The organism is Rhodococcus sp. NyZ502 (assembly GCF_041464245.1).
GTDB classification, from domain to species: Bacteria; Actinomycetota; Actinomycetes; order Mycobacteriales; family Mycobacteriaceae; genus Rhodococcus_F; species Rhodococcus_F qingshengii.
In genome coordinates, this window is the sequence record NZ_CP167155.1 from 519,576 (window position 1) to 533,200 (window position 13,625).

The 13,625-nt window shown below is 63.1% G+C and carries 14 protein-coding genes; 10 read left to right on the plus strand and 4 right to left on the minus strand.

Features of this window, described 5'->3' with window-relative positions:
* Nucleotides 1-37: 37 nt before the first annotated feature.
* Nucleotides 38-2,398 (minus strand): transglycosylase domain-containing protein, encoded by a 2,361-nt coding sequence (locus ACBG85_RS02480; RefSeq protein ID WP_047270021.1) that lies wholly within the window; start codon nt 2,396-2,398, stop codon nt 38-40.
* Between the two features lie 291 nt (nt 2,399-2,689).
* On the opposite strand from ACBG85_RS02480, the gene ACBG85_RS02485 reads away from it, so the two are divergent.
* Entirely contained in the window at nt 2,690-3,013 is a 324-nt protein-coding gene (locus ACBG85_RS02485) for a WhiB family transcriptional regulator (protein WP_007732375.1), read from the plus strand.
* Nucleotides 3,014-3,031: 18 nt separating this feature from the next.
* Here the strand turns inward: ACBG85_RS02485 and ACBG85_RS02490 are convergent, their stop codons facing one another.
* Nucleotides 3,032-4,210, minus strand: a complete 1,179-nt coding sequence (locus ACBG85_RS02490; protein WP_007732380.1) for an ArsA family ATPase — start codon at nt 4,208-4,210, stop codon at nt 3,032-3,034.
* The gene (locus ACBG85_RS02495) at nt 4,210-5,223 is read right to left on the minus strand and encodes an ArsA-related P-loop ATPase (RefSeq protein WP_037130910.1); all 1,014 of its coding nucleotides are present in this window, start codon (nt 5,221-5,223) and stop codon (nt 4,210-4,212) included. Before ACBG85_RS02495 ends, ACBG85_RS02490 begins: the two co-directional genes overlap by 1 nt.
* A 53-nt stretch (nt 5,224-5,276) precedes the next feature.
* Between ACBG85_RS02495 and ACBG85_RS02500 the strand changes: the two genes are divergently transcribed.
* From ACBG85_RS02500 to ACBG85_RS02540, 9 genes are all read left to right on the plus strand, one after another.
* A complete protein-coding gene (locus ACBG85_RS02500) occupies nt 5,277-5,441 on the plus strand; it encodes a hypothetical protein (protein WP_003943454.1) in 165 nt (54 codons plus the stop codon).
* 5 nt (nt 5,442-5,446) lie between these two features.
* Nucleotides 5,447-5,917, plus strand: a complete 471-nt coding sequence (locus ACBG85_RS02505; RefSeq protein WP_003943508.1) for a RidA family protein — start codon at nt 5,447-5,449, stop codon at nt 5,915-5,917.
* A complete protein-coding gene (locus ACBG85_RS02510; protein ID WP_007732381.1) occupies nt 5,917-6,702 on the plus strand; it encodes an MBL fold metallo-hydrolase in 786 nt (261 codons plus the stop codon). Before ACBG85_RS02505 ends, ACBG85_RS02510 begins: the two co-directional genes overlap by 1 nt.
* 126 nt (nt 6,703-6,828) lie before the next feature.
* A complete protein-coding gene (locus ACBG85_RS02515; RefSeq protein WP_217018286.1) occupies nt 6,829-8,304 on the plus strand; it encodes a 2-hydroxymuconic semialdehyde dehydrogenase in 1,476 nt (491 codons plus the stop codon).
* Between the two features lie 42 nt (nt 8,305-8,346).
* On the plus strand, nt 8,347-9,120 hold the full coding sequence (locus tag ACBG85_RS02520) for a 2-keto-4-pentenoate hydratase (RefSeq protein ID WP_042446669.1): 774 nt from the start codon (nt 8,347-8,349) through the stop codon (nt 9,118-9,120).
* Complete coding sequence (locus ACBG85_RS02525) at nt 9,117-9,569, plus strand: RidA family protein (RefSeq protein ID WP_372026085.1); 453 nt, start codon at nt 9,117-9,119, stop codon at nt 9,567-9,569. Before ACBG85_RS02520 ends, ACBG85_RS02525 begins: the two co-directional genes overlap by 4 nt.
* Nucleotides 9,566-10,087: a 3-hydroxyanthranilate 3,4-dioxygenase gene (locus ACBG85_RS02530; RefSeq protein ID WP_372026087.1), complete on the plus strand. Its 522-nt coding sequence runs from the start codon at nt 9,566-9,568 to the stop codon at nt 10,085-10,087. Before ACBG85_RS02525 ends, ACBG85_RS02530 begins: the two co-directional genes overlap by 4 nt.
* A gap of 3 nt (nt 10,088-10,090) precedes the next feature.
* Nucleotides 10,091-11,086 (plus strand): amidohydrolase family protein, encoded by a 996-nt coding sequence (locus tag ACBG85_RS02535; protein WP_042922846.1) that lies wholly within the window; start codon nt 10,091-10,093, stop codon nt 11,084-11,086.
* Between the two features lie 184 nt (nt 11,087-11,270).
* Entirely contained in the window at nt 11,271-12,629 is a 1,359-nt protein-coding gene (locus tag ACBG85_RS02540) for an MFS transporter (protein WP_042446679.1), read from the plus strand.
* Between the two features lie 58 nt (nt 12,630-12,687).
* On the opposite strand, the gene ACBG85_RS02545 is transcribed toward ACBG85_RS02540, so the two are convergent.
* Complete coding sequence (locus ACBG85_RS02545) at nt 12,688-13,614, minus strand: LysR substrate-binding domain-containing protein (RefSeq protein ID WP_003943516.1); 927 nt, start codon at nt 13,612-13,614, stop codon at nt 12,688-12,690.
* Between the last annotated feature and the right edge of the window lie 11 nt (nt 13,615-13,625).

Below are 13,625 nucleotides of genomic sequence, written 5' to 3' on the forward strand. Positions count from 1 at the left end.
CCGTTCTTGTTTTCAGGGCCGTCAGTTTTCAGGGCCGTCAGTTCGGTGGGGTCCCCGCAGGCGGTGCGGGTTCGCCTCCCGGCGGAGTCGCATCCGGGGGAGTCGCGCCCGGTGCCGGAGCTGCTGGAGATGCGGGTGCTGCCGGAGCCCTTACGGACCCGTCACTGATGTAGATCGTGACGGTCGAACCCGGGATCGCGGACCCGGACGGCGAAACTCCGGTGACCGTTCCCGCCCGTGCTCCGGATGCCGTGGTCACGGAATTGACCGTGAAGCCGGACGCCTGCAACCTCGACGTCGCCGCCGACTGGCTCAGGCCGACAACCTCGGGAACCTGGCCGTTCTGTGATCCCCGTGCGTACTTCTCGTCGATCGGGGGCAGCGAGGTGGGCCCGAAGTTGTTGGCGACCGGGTTCATTGCCGCGAACCAGGATCTCGCCGGTTCGGTACCGCCGTACAGGTTGCCGCTGTAGCAGGGGCGTAGCGGGCTCGAGCAGATCTCGCCGGGTGTCGGGGAGTCGCCGAAGATGTAGACGGCCGCAGCGAGGTTGTTGGTGAAACCGAGGAACGCCGAGGACTTGTGGGTCTCGGTGGTACCCGTCTTGCCCGACATCGGCAGGCTCCATCCGGCGCTGCTCGCGGCACCGGCAGACGTACCGGCGCCGACGTCGTCACGGCTCATGGCGTTGGCGAGTGTGTCTGCCAAGCCGGGCTCGACGACCTGCTCACAGCCCTGCTCGGTGACGGCCACCGGCTTGCCGTAGCGGTCGAAGACCGAATCGATGGGACTCGGCGGGCACCACTTGCCGTGCGAGGCGAGAGTGGCCGCGACGTTGGAGAGTTCGAGCGGGTTGATCCAGGTGGGGCCGAGGGTGAACGAACCGAGGTTTTGTTCCTTCTGGAAGTCGGCCATGCTGCGCTCGTCGAAGCCCGAGGTGTTGGGATCGGCGTACGAGCGCATGCCGAGACGGACAGCCATGTCGACGGTCGGCGTGACGCCGGTCGCCTCGATGAGCTTGACGAAAGCGGTGTTTGGGGACTGTGCCAGGGCGTCGGTCACGGACAGCGTCGGCGGATAGTTGCCGGCGTTCTCCACGCAGTACGTCGAGACCGGGCAGCCTGCCGCACCACCGCTACCCATGCCCTTGGCTTCGAAGCGCTTGGGCACGTCGAGGGTCGCGTTGATGCCGAGGCCCTTCTCCATCGCCGCAGCGGTCGTGAAGATCTTGAAGACGGAACCCGCACCGTCACCGGCAAGGGAGTACGGCTGCGCCTGGACGGTTTCGTCGGCGTCGGCATTGAGTCCGTACGTGCGACTGCTGGCCATCGCGATGACCTTGTGTGAATCCTGGCCCGGCCTGATCACGTTCATCACGTTCGCGATGCCGTCGAGGTTGGCGCTCGCGTTCGCGTTCAGTCCGGCCTTGGTGGACGCCTGGACCTGCGGATCGAGAGTGGTCTTGATGAGGTAACCACCCTCGTTGATCTGGTCGCGGGTGATTCCGGCATCCGAGAGGTACTTCAGTGCGTAATCACAGAAGAATCCGCGATCGCCTGCAGCGATGCAGCCGCGCGGCAAGTTGTTGGGGGTTTCGAGGACGCCGAGGGGCTCTTCCTTGGCTGCACGGAACTCGTCGGCACGATCCGGAATGTTCGTGATCATGGTGTCGAGCACGGTGTTACGACGCTCGGTCACGCCCTCGACGTTCGTGTACGGGTTCAGCGCGGAGCTGGACTGAACCATGCCGGCCAGCATCGCGGACTGCGGAACGGTCAGATCTGCGGCGTCGACGCCGAAGTAGGTCTGAGCCGCGTCCTGAATGCCGAAGGATCCGTTGCCGAACGGTACGAGGTTGAGGTACCGGGTGAGGATCTCGTCTTTCGTGAGTTCCTTGTCCAGCGTCAGCGCCATCCGGATCTCGCGGATCTTTCGGGCCGGGGTGGTCTCGATGGCAGCGCGGCGCTCGGCATCCGTCTTGGCCACGACCAACAGTTGGTAGTTCTTCACATACTGCTGATCGAGTGTCGACGCGCCCTGCTGCACTTCACCGGTCGTCGTGTTGGTGAGGAAGGCGCGCAGCGTTCCCTGCCAGTCGACGCCCTTGTGGTCGGGGAACCGGCGGTCCTCGATGGAGACGATCGCCAACTTCATGTTGTTGGAGATCTTCTCGCTCGGGACTTCGAAGCGTCGTTGGTCGTACAGCCAGGCAATGGGATTGCCTGCCGCATCGACCATGGTGGACACCGCGGGGACCGTGCCTTCGACCAGTTCGGCCGAGACGTTGTCGACGGTATCGGCAGCGCGATTGGACGCGAATCCGAATCCGCCGGCCACCGGGAACATCACCCCTGCGACCAGGACACCCGCCAATGCGGAGCTTCCGGCGAGCTTCGCCACTGTTTTTGCAATCGACACGATCTACAGAGTACGTGTGCCCACCCATTGGAACCGGTTTCAGTGTTTTGCGGGTGTTCAAAACCTCCTGAACACGCGCTTTGTACTGCCGTACCAAAAAATGCTCCCGACCGTCTTGCGTTAGGGGCGTTCTTTACCTAAATTGTGATCAGTGTGATCGACGTAACACTCGATCACGAATGTGTCTCAGCTTTCACGTGCTACCGCGAGACGGCTGAGATGGTGCGCTGCTCGCCTCATGGCGACGGTCAGACTTTGTAGAGGGGACCCAGAATGTACACAGCCACCCCGAGTAGCCGTTTGGACATCGAGCAGGCCGAGGCACGAATTGCCTGGGTAACTCAGGCGCGATGCCGCGAGGTCGATCCCGACCAACTTTTTGTTCGTGGCGCCGCACAGCGCAAGGCAGCCACCATCTGCCGTCACTGCCCGGTCCTCATGCAGTGCGGAGCAGATGCTCTCGACAACCGTGTCGAGTTCGGTGTGTGGGGCGGAATGACCGAACGTCAGCGCCGTGCACTGCTCAAGCAGCACCCCGACGTCGACTCCTGGTCCGAGTTCTTCGAAGACCAGCGCCAGCATCACTCAGCAGTCTGATCCAGGTCGATCGGGGGATCAGCCCTTACGAGTGAGCTGATCTCCCACCGCGCGCAGCGCCTCGAGGTCCGAGACCTCGAACGGTAGCGACGGAACACCGATCAGCGGCACCCTCGGGTGAGCTGCGGTGAATCGACTCAGCAAGGCGATTTCTCGCTTCGCGATCACTGCCCGATGGGCATGGATGCGGAGAACGGCTGCGGTGAGGGCCTCGGCCTCGGTCGCATTTTCCTTCGCTTCCAGTTTGTCGGCGGCGGTCACCGCATGATCGGCAGGCAGAGCCGTCAACGTCGGGTGAGTGCGGTTGAGAACCAGACCGGCCAACGGCATCGAGTCACCCGCAAGGCGATCGACGAAGAACGCCGCCTCACGGAGAGCGTCGGGCTCGGCCGCTGCGATCACCAGGAAATGAGTCCCCGGCTGACGCAGCAACTCGTAGGTCTTCGTGGCGCGTTCACGGAAACCGCCGAACATCGAGTCGAGCGACTGCACGAATGCCGATGCATCCGAAAGCATTTGGCTTCCCACGATGGTCGAGACACCCTTCAGGGCCAATCCCATCGCGCCGGCCACGAGCCTGGTCAGGCCACGGCCGGGTGCCGAGAGCAGCCGGATCATCCGTCCGTCGAGGAATGTTCCGAGCCTCTGTGGAGCGTCGAGGAAGTCGAGCGCATTGCGCGACGGCGGGGTATCGACGATCACCAGATCCCACGCGTCGTTCGACGCCAGCTGCCCCAACTTCTCCATCGCCATGTACTCCTGCGTTCCGGAGAACGATGTGGCAACGGTTTGGTAAAAGGGATTCGCCAGGATCTGCTCGGCCTTCTCAGGGCTCGAATGCTCGATGACCATCTCGTCGAAAGTCCGACGCATGTTCAGCATCATCGCGTGGAGTTCGCCCGTGGCCTCGGGACCCAGCTTCACCGGCTGCGGAGTGTTGTCGAGTTCGGCCACACCCAAGGCCTGTGCGAGGCGACGGGCCGGATCGATGGTGAGGACGACTACGCGTCGGCCCTCTTCGGCTGCCCGCAACGCCAGCGACGCAGCCGTCGTGGTCTTGCCGACGCCACCTGCGCCGCAACACACCACGATCCGGGCCGTCGGGTCCTTGATGATCGCCGAAATATCGAGGGCAGGAGCTGCGCGTCGGCCGGTCCTGGAACTGCCGACCGTCACGTTCTCGGTGGTCTCGGTCATCACACGCCCTGTTCCGTGAGGTATTCGGCCAGCTCGTAGAGCCCACCGAGATCGACGCCGTCGGCGAGTGCGGGAAGTTGCACCCGCGCGCCGTCGATCTCGCGGAGCTTCTCCGCACTGGATTCTTGAGCTTCGAGCACCGACGCGTGCTCGATCGTCTCGGTGAGCAGGCCGGCGAAGTCGTCGTCGGACAGATCGATGCCGACATCGGAGAGCGTCGACCGGATCGAAGCTGCATCGATGTTGCCGGCTGCAGCACCGGAGAGTTGGTCTTCGGGCAAGAACCTCGGGCTGGCGCGGTTGACGATGATGGCACCGAGGTTGAGGTCGTCACGCGCCAGTTCTGCGGCGGCGTCGGCGGTTTCCTGAACGGGCAGCGCTTCGAGAAGCGCAACAAGATGTACGACGGTCTCCGGCGAGTGCAGCAGCCGAACGACGCCTTCACTCTGCGAATGCACCGGGCCGCCCTTGGCGAGGTCGGCCATCGCCTTGGTGACGTCGAGGAAGCTGCCGATCCGCCCGGTCGGGGGAGCATCGACGACAACGGCGTCGTACACGCGTTTGCCGGTTCGATCGGTGCGGATGACGCACTCCTTGATCTTGCCGGTGAGCAGAACGTCGCGAAGGCCTGGAGCGATTGTGGTGGCGAATTCGATGGCGCCGAACTTACGCATCGCCCGGCCGGCGAAGCCGAGGTTGTAGAACATTTCGAGGTATTCGAGGAACGCGGTCTCGATGTCGACGGCCAGAGCCATCACTTCACCGCCACCTTCGGCGGCCGCGACCTTGGTCTCCTGCGGTGGAAGCGGTGGTACGTCGAAGAGCTGCGCGATTCCCTGGCGGCCCTCGACCTCCACGAGGAGAACGCGCTTGCCGCCTTCGGCCAACGCGAGCGCCAACGCGGCGGCAACCGTGGACTTACCGGTTCCGCCTTTACCTGACACAAAGTGCAGGCGGGCCTTCGTCGCAGACTCGGGCCAGGTCCTGCTCAGCTCATCTTGGGATGCAACCACACCGCGAGCCTATAAGTCTGGGGCCGAAGATGTACGCGGGATAGGCTCACCGCATGAGCGAAATAACTTCCTGGGAATACACCGTGACTCCGTTGCTGGTCCACAATCCGAAGGCAATTCTCGACAACTGGGGTGTCGACGGCTGGGAACTCGTCGCCGTCCTGCCGAGCGCGTCGGGCGAGCAGCACGTCGCGTACATGAAGCGTCCGAAGGGCTGAATCACATGGCAGAGGCAACACAGACCTGGTCGGAGCGTCTCGCCGAACTGGGCATTGCACTTCCCGCCGTCGCGGCACCCGTCGCTGCTTACGTTCCCGCGGTTCGCAGCGGCAACCACGTGTACACGTCGGGTCAGCTCCCGTTCGTCGACGGAAAACTGGCGCTGACCGGCAAGCTCGGCGCGGGCGTGTCGGATGAGGACGCCAAGGCCGCGGCTCGCACCTGCGCGCTCAACGCTCTCGCTGCCATCGACGCCCTGGTCGGCATCGACAACGTCGTCCGTGTCGTCAAGGTTGTCGGCTTCGTGGCATCCGCCGAAGGATTCACCGGTCAGCCCGGCGTGATCAACGGCGCATCCGAGTTCCTCGGTGAGGTGCTCGGCGACGCCGGTATCCACGCCCGTTCGGCAGTCGGCGTGGCAGAACTTCCCCTCGGCTCTCCGGTCGAGGTGGAACTGATCGTCGAAGTTCGCTGATGTCGACTGTCCATCCCGCCTACGCGCAGCTTCGCCGCGTCACCGACATCGCTTCGGTCTTGCTCGAGAACAATCCGGGCATGATGACGCTGGACGGTACGAACACCTGGATTCTGCATGCTCCCGGCAGCGTCGAGTGTGTAGTCGTCGATCCAGGCGACAACGACGAGGAACACCTGCAACGTGTCGCTGGTATCGGTCCGGTTGCGCTGACCTTGATCACGCACCGGCACTACGACCACACCGGCGGGGTGGACCGTTTCCACGAATTGACTTCGGCTCCAGTGCGTTCCGTCGACCCAACTTTTCTTCGCGGGGGCGCTTCGGCGCTTGTCGACGGTGAAGTGATCGAGGTAGCGGGCCTGAAGTTGCGGATCCTCGCGACGCCGGGCCATACCGCGGATTCGGTGTCGATAGTCATCGAGAACGATGCGAGCGTGCTGACGGGCGACACCATTCTCGGCCGCGGCACGGCAGTTCTCGACGACTCCGACGGCGATCTGGGGGACTACCTCACCTCGCTGCGATCGCTGGCCGCACTCGGCGAAGGACTGACGGTTCTTCCCGGGCACGGTCCGGACCTACCCGATCTGCAGGCGATTTCGCAGCAGTACCTCGCCCACCGCGAGGAGCGTCTGGATCAGGTGCGGGCCGCTCTGTCGACGTTGGGGGAGTCGGCCTCGGTGCGCGACGTAGTCGAGCACGTCTACTCCGACGTCGACCCGAAGCTGTGGCCGGTGGCGGAGAAATCCGTCAACGTGCAGTTGGCGTATCTGCGCCGCTGAGGCGCTCGGCGCCGACACGAAGAGCTGAGTTGTGTAGCCGAACTGCCGCCATCTATGCCGATCGAGGTATAGCTGGCGGCAGTTTTTGCATTTGTTTGATATGGGTCACGGGCCAATAGTTAGTCCATGACCTCACAATGCGACGGATGGATCCGCAATTACGTGGACGGCTCCTATGTCGAACCCGACGAGTCGTCGAGCTTCGATCAGGTCGACCCAGCAACGGGCCGTGTTCTCGCCCGGGTCCACGAGGCCGACAAGGCCCTGGTCGATCGGGCCGTGACCTCTGCCAGACGTGCTCTGGACAACGGTTGGGCCGATACGCCGGTTCGAGAGCGGACGGCTCTGCTGCGACGCGCCGCCGACCGGATCGAGGAGCGATTCGAAGAGTTCGTCGCCGCAGAGATGGCGGACACCGGCAAGCCGATCACGCAGGCACGCGAACTCGACGTCGCGCGCGCCCTGACGAACTTCCGCACCTTCGCCGACATCGTCGCCGCGGCGGGACAGGAATCGTTTGTCACGGATCTCGCAGGCGGCAAGCAGGCGCTGAACTACGCGATCCGCAAGCCGCTCGGCGTCGTCGCCGTGATCGTTCCGTGGAACCTGCCGCTGCTTCTCCTGACCTGGAAGGTTGCGCCCGCGCTCGCGTGCGGAAACTCCGTGGTGGTCAAACCTTCCGAGGAGACCCCGGCGACTGCGTCGTTGCTGGCCGAGGTGCTCGAAGAGGTCGGCCTGCCTGCCGGCGTCTACAACGTCGTCCATGGATTCGGTGCGAACTCGGCCGGCGAGTTCCTCACCACGCACCCCGGTATCGACGGGGTCACCTTCACCGGATCTTCGGCAACGGGTTCGCATGTCATGAAAACCGTTGCGCCGCGAGTCCGTCCGGTCTCGTTCGAGCTCGGCGGCAAGAACGCCGCGATCGTCTTCGACGACGTCGACATCGACGAAGCCCTGACGGGCCTGACCAAATCGGTGTTCACCAATACCGGCCAGGTCTGCCTGTGCACCGAGCGGGTGTACGTGCACCGCAGCATTTTCGAAAACATCGCCGGTGGACTCGTCGAGCGGGCAGCAGGATTGCGTCTGGGCGACCCGACGCTCGATGCAACGACGACCGGACCGCTCATTTCGCAGGCACACCGGAAGAAGGTACTCGACTACTTCGAGATCGCCGAGCAGGAAGGCGCGAAAGTGCTGACCGGCGGCGGTATTCCGGACCTCGGACAGGAACTGTCGGGCGGATCCTGGATCGAACCCACCCTGTGGACAGGCTTGACCAACAAGGATCGCGCCGTGCGCGAGGAGATCTTCGGACCCGTCGCAGCACTCATTCCGTTCGAGACCGAAGCCGAAGCGATCGCCCTCGCAAACGACACCGAGTACGGCCTTGCTGCCTCCGTGTGGACCAACGACCTGCGCCGCGGGCACCGCGTCGCGCAGAAGATGAACGTCGGAATCTCCTGGGTCAACACGTGGTTCACCCGCGAACTGCGATCTCCCTTCGGCGGCATGGGCCTGTCCGGCATCGGACGTGAGGGCGGCGAGTCCTCGCTGCACTTCTACACCGAACCGACGAATGTATGTGTGCAACTGTGAACATCGAAACCGCAAAAGATTTCCAGAAATGAGCGAGGCGTGATGACAGCCCCCGAAGACACCGTATCCGCGCTCGCGCGTCGCCTCGACGACGCTGCGCAGACGCGCACCGACACGCCGAGCCTCGCCGACGAACACACCATCGACATCGACCAGGCCTACCGGATCCAGAACGAACTCCTCGAACGGCGCACCAGCCGTGGTGAATCGATTGTGGGCATCAAGCTCGGCTTCACGAGCAAAGCGAAGATGGCGCAGATGGGTGTCTCCGAAGTGATCGTCGGTCAGTTGACCGACGCGATGTGCGTGAGCAACGGCGGCGAAGTCGACCTGAGGACGTTCATTCATCCCAAGATCGAACCCGAAGTGGCATACCGCCTGTCGAAGGACGTCGATCTCGACGATCCGAACGTCGACATCGAAACCTGCGTCGACGCACTGGCTCCCGCAATGGAGATCATCGACTCGCGGTACCGCGACTTCCGCTTCACCTACACCGACGTCGTCGCTGACAACACCAGCGCTGCCGGGTACGTGATCGGGAGGTGGCTGCCGCTACAGAACGTCGAAGACCGTTCCGTACGTATGGAAGTCGGCGGCGAGACGGTAGTCGGTTCCACGTCGGCCATTCTCGGCGATCCGGCGCGCGCTTTGCATGCACTGCTCGACATCGCCCGCCGACGCCGAATTCCGTTGCGCGCCGGTCAGGTAATTCTGGCCGGTGCCGCCACAGCAGCTGTGCGACTCGACGAGGGCGTCGCACAGTGCACTATCGACGGACTCGGAACCGTCACGGTGAAAGGTGTGAAGCGATGAGTGGGGCGCAGGTCATCGAGAAGCTGGCGAAGCCGCGCGGAAAGTTCCCCCACGTCAAGGTGGTCGGCGATTTCGTCTATGTCTCCGGGACCAGTTCGCGTCGACCCGACAACACGTTTGTCGGCGTCGAGGTCGATGAGATGGGGACGACGGCGCTCGACATTCGGGCGCAGACGCGTGCCGTCATCGAAAACATCGCGGCAATCCTCGCCGAAGTGGGTGGAGAACTCAGTGATCTGGTTCAGGTCACCTCCTACCTGGTGTCGATGAACGACTTCGGTGGATACAACGAGGTGTACGCCGAACTGTTCGACGAAAACGGTCCGACGAGAACGACTGTGGCTGTTCACCAGCTGCCCCACCCTCACCTGCTCATCGAACTTTCCGGCGTGGCGTACGTGCCCGCCTCCCGACGCACGGCGTCCGAAGATACGGAGAATGCATCATGACCACGATTCCTCCCGTCATCGACTTCAAGAAGTGGATCGACGACAACCGCCACCTCCTGCAGCCGCCCGTCAACAATCAGACGATGGCGCTCGGAGACGATTTCATCGTGCAGGTCGTCGGCGGCCCCAACCAGCGGACCGACTACCACCTCGATCCGTACGAGGAGTGGTTCTACCAGCTCGAAGGCGACATCCACGTCAATGTCATGACCGAAGACGGTCCTCAGCGCGTCGACATTCGCGAGGGTGAAACTTGGTTGCTGCCAAGAGACATTCCGCATTCGCCGCAGCGTCCCACCGCGGGCTCGATCGGCCTGGTCATCGAACGCGTCCGCAAGGAAGGCACGCTCGAGAAGTTCCAGTGGTACTGCCTCGAATGTGATCACAAGATTCACGAGGTCGAACTTCAGGTGCGCGACATCGTGGCCGACCTTCCGCCGGTGTTCGTCAAGTTCTACGAGAGCGAAGAAGCCCGCACGTGTGACAAGTGCGGCACGCTCCATCCCGGCAAGGGCTGAGCTATGAGCAACCTGATCGACATCCACACCCACTACGTGCCCAACGGGTGGCCGGATCTGACCGAAGACGCGGGGCCGCAAGCGCCGTGGCTGAAGGTCGAGTCGGAAACCGAAGCAATGATCATGATGGGCACCAAGGAGTTCCGCCGCATCCAGTCCGATGCCTGGGACGCCGAGGTGCGGCTTCGGGACATGGATGCCGACGGCGTGCAGACGCAGGTCGTCTCACCTACTCCGGCGTTCTTCAACTACGGCCGGAGCGGTGAGCAGGCAAGTCGCATTGCACGGATCTTCAACGACCTCGCACTCGAGATCGTGGAGCCGGCGAAGGATCGTTTGATTCCCTTCTGCCAGGTGCCTCTGCAAGACACCGACGCGGCGTGCCGTGAGTTGGAGCGGTGCATCGCGAACGGGCACCGCGGTGTCGAGATCGGCAATCATGTCGGCGATCTGGACCTCGACAGCGAGGGCGTGGTGACGTTCCTGCAGCACTGCGCGTCGCTGGACGTGCCGGTATTCGTGCACCCGTGGGACATGGCCAACTCTCCGCGCCTCGATCGCTGGATGGCGCAGTGGCTCACTGCGATGCCGGCCGAAACGCACCTGTCGATACTCGCACTGATTCTCGGTGGGGTGTTCGACAAGATCGACGATCGTCTCAAGATCGGATTTGCGCACGGTGGTGGATCTTTCGCGTTCTGGTTGGGACGGATGGAAAACGCCTGGCACGGCCGCAACGACATCATCGGTACGTCGCAGTTCCCGCCGTCGCACTACCTGGGAAGGTTCTACGTGGATTCCGTCGTCTTCGACGAGCGTGCGCTGCGACTGTTGGTGGACACGGTGGGGGTGGACCGTGTGATGGTGGGTAGTGATTACCCGTACCCCTTGGGGGAGCGTCCGGTCGGTGAGGTGGTTCGCAAGAGTGAGTTCTTGGACGATACTGCGCGCCAACTGATTTCGCGGGGGAATGCCGAACGCTTCCTGGGTCTCGTCTGAGGCCCCGGCTATACCTTTTCCGGTATGGCGGACGGTGAATTCGGCATTTGTGAGTCATGTCTCGAGCGAGCACAATTCCAAACACAACGATCGACGACGCTCGTGATACCGACAATCCCGAAGACGGGGTCGGTGACTACAGACTTCATCGTCCGCCTGCCCCATCCAATCGATAGGTTCCGCGATGTCAGACAAGATATCCAACAGCACTACGAGCGACGGAAAGCCGTTGCCGGAGAAAGCGGCCCGTAGCCGAGTTGCCATGGCAACCCTGGCCGGCACAACTCTCGAATGGTACGACTTCTTCCTCTACGGCACAGCCGCCGCGTTGATCTTCAACAAACAATTCTTCCCGAGCCTGAGCCCCACGGCCGGCACGCTGGCTGCCTTCAGCACCTTCGCCGTCGGGTTCATTGCACGGCCGGTGGGTGGACTCGTGTTCGGGCACTTCGGTGACCGGATCGGGCGCAAGGCCACGCTCGTGGTCTCATTGGTGATGATGGGCATCGGGTCCACACTCATCGGCCTCATCCCGAACTACGACTCCATCGGTTTCTGGGCGCCCGTCCTCCTGGTGGCGATGCGCGTCGTTCAGGGCATCGGTCTGGGCGGTGAAGGCGCCGGCGCGACACTTATGTCGATGGAGCACGCGCCGGCGGGGCAGAAGAATCTCTATGCAGGTTTCCCTCAGATGGGCACACCCGCCGGACTGGTTCTCGCCAACGGCATCTTCCTGACGACCAACGCCGTGATGTCGGACTCGGCATTCGCTTCGTGGGGTTGGCGAATCCCGTTCCTGCTCAGCTTCGTTCTGGTGGCGATCGGTCTGGTGATTCGCCTGCGCGTCACCGAGTCGCCGTCATTCGCCGGGATCATGGAGAAGGGCGAAATAGTCCGCTTCCCGCTGCGTGAGTCGCTCAAGGTCGGCTTCCCCCGTTTGTCTCTCACGCTTGCCGCGTGCTTGGCGAACTCCGCCGTGGCGTACGCCTTCATGGTGTTCACCCTGTCGTACGGAACTCAACATCTGGGCTACGACAAGCAATTCCTGGTGCTCAGCGTGACCGCGGCAGCAGTCCTGTGGTTCCTTTCCATCCCGTTCTGGACAAAGATCGCCGACAAGTACGGGCGTCGGCACATGTTCATCGGCGGATCTGCCGCAATCCTGTTGTGGTGCATCGTGTTCTTCCCGCTCCTCAACACCGAGAACAAAATGGTCGCCGTCATCGCGTTCCTGGGCATGGGCCTGATCGTTCCGGTCACACATTGTGTCCAGGGCAGCATCATCGCCGATACCTTCCCGGCCAAGGTCCGCTATTCCGGCTCGTCTCTGATCCTCCAGAGCGGTGCAATTCTCGGCGGTGGACTGGCACCGATGATCGCCACGGCTCTGCTCGACGCCACCGGATCTTCGGTCGGTGTGACCTGGTATCTCGCCGGGGTGTGCACGATCAGCCTGGTCGGCGCCATCGCACTGTTCAAGATTGTCCCCGATTCGTCGCGGGGCTTGGAGCACGAGGAGATTCGCGTCTCCGAAAACGCCTGAGTCCTGGTTGATCCGACATCGGCCCGTTCCCTCTGGAGGGAACGGGCCGATCGGCGTTTCACGGTCGCATGAGCTCAGTTGCAAAGGACTCCAGCGTCGCGATCAGGGCCTGCGCGGACGGACTCGACGTGCGAGTCGCCGACGAGGTGATGCCGACGCTGTGCCCGATCGGATCGAGTGTGATGGACAGGGTGGTCAAGCGCGCATCGTCGCGGGGGATGAGGCTCGGTAGTACCGCGATCATGTCGGTCTCGACCAGTAGCTGACGCACGGTGAGGAAAGAGGTTGCCTCGACCCGATTTTCGGGCAACGGCAAGCCGTTGCGGGCGAAGAACTCCTCGAGTTCGCGGCGGAGCACTGTCTCGACCCCGGGAAGGATCCAGGGGAAGCCGCGTAGTTCTTCGAGTTGGACGTCCTCGCGGTGAGCGAGCGGGTGATCTACGCGGGTGACGAGTTCGACGGATTCGGCGTAGAGGTTCCGTCTTGTCGCGGTGTCATCGGTAGGTGAGGTGAGCCGGCCGACGATCAGGTCGATTCGGCCCGCTTCCAGATCGGTGAGCAACTGCTCTGGCGTACCTTCGCGCACGACGACGGTGAGCAACGGGTGGTGAACCTTCAGGCGCGCGATAGCGCCGGGAAGCAGCACGTTGGATCCGGCGAGATGTGTTCCCACGATGACGGTTCCGCGATTGGCGTCGGCAAGTTCGACGACGTGTCGCCCGGCTTCGGTCAGCTGCGCGATCACGGCCCGTGCATGAGTTGTGAAGGCCTCGCCGAAAATGGTCGGGGTGATGCCGCGAGGGCCGCGGTCGAAGAGCGAGACGCCGAGAATGGACTCGATGTCGTGCAGACTCCGAGTCGCGACAGGTTGCGTGATGTGAAGTGCGGCAGCGGCGCCGACCACACTGCCCTGACGGCTCAATGCGTCGACGAGCAGGAGATGGCGGAGTTTGAGTCGCCCGTCGAGGAGCTTGGGCATGTCCATGGAGCAATCCT

What these genes read in the sequence shown, in the direction of transcription:
- ACBG85_RS02485 (WP_007732375.1), top strand. Translation starts at nt 2,690, where the DNA reads ATGTACACAGCCACCCCGAGTAGCCGTTTGGACATCGAGCAGGCCGAG.
- ACBG85_RS02490 (WP_007732380.1), bottom strand. Translation starts at nt 4,210, where the DNA reads ATGACCGAGACCACCGAGAACGTGACGGTCGGCAGTTCCAGGACCGGC.
- ACBG85_RS02500 (WP_003943454.1), top strand. Translation starts at nt 5,277, where the DNA reads ATGAGCGAAATAACTTCCTGGGAATACACCGTGACTCCGTTGCTGGTC.
- ACBG85_RS02505 (WP_003943508.1), top strand. Translation starts at nt 5,447, where the DNA reads ATGGCAGAGGCAACACAGACCTGGTCGGAGCGTCTCGCCGAACTGGGC.
- ACBG85_RS02510 (WP_007732381.1), top strand. Translation starts at nt 5,917, where the DNA reads ATGTCGACTGTCCATCCCGCCTACGCGCAGCTTCGCCGCGTCACCGAC.
- ACBG85_RS02515 (WP_217018286.1), top strand. Translation starts at nt 6,829, where the DNA reads ATGACCTCACAATGCGACGGATGGATCCGCAATTACGTGGACGGCTCC.
- ACBG85_RS02520 (WP_042446669.1), top strand. Translation starts at nt 8,347, where the DNA reads ATGACAGCCCCCGAAGACACCGTATCCGCGCTCGCGCGTCGCCTCGAC.
- ACBG85_RS02525 (WP_372026085.1), top strand. Translation starts at nt 9,117, where the DNA reads ATGAGTGGGGCGCAGGTCATCGAGAAGCTGGCGAAGCCGCGCGGAAAG.
- ACBG85_RS02530 (WP_372026087.1), top strand. Translation starts at nt 9,566, where the DNA reads ATGACCACGATTCCTCCCGTCATCGACTTCAAGAAGTGGATCGACGAC.
- ACBG85_RS02535 (WP_042922846.1), top strand. Translation starts at nt 10,091, where the DNA reads ATGAGCAACCTGATCGACATCCACACCCACTACGTGCCCAACGGGTGG.
- ACBG85_RS02540 (WP_042446679.1), top strand. Translation starts at nt 11,271, where the DNA reads ATGTCAGACAAGATATCCAACAGCACTACGAGCGACGGAAAGCCGTTG.
- ACBG85_RS02545 (WP_003943516.1), bottom strand. Translation starts at nt 13,614, where the DNA reads ATGGACATGCCCAAGCTCCTCGACGGGCGACTCAAACTCCGCCATCTC.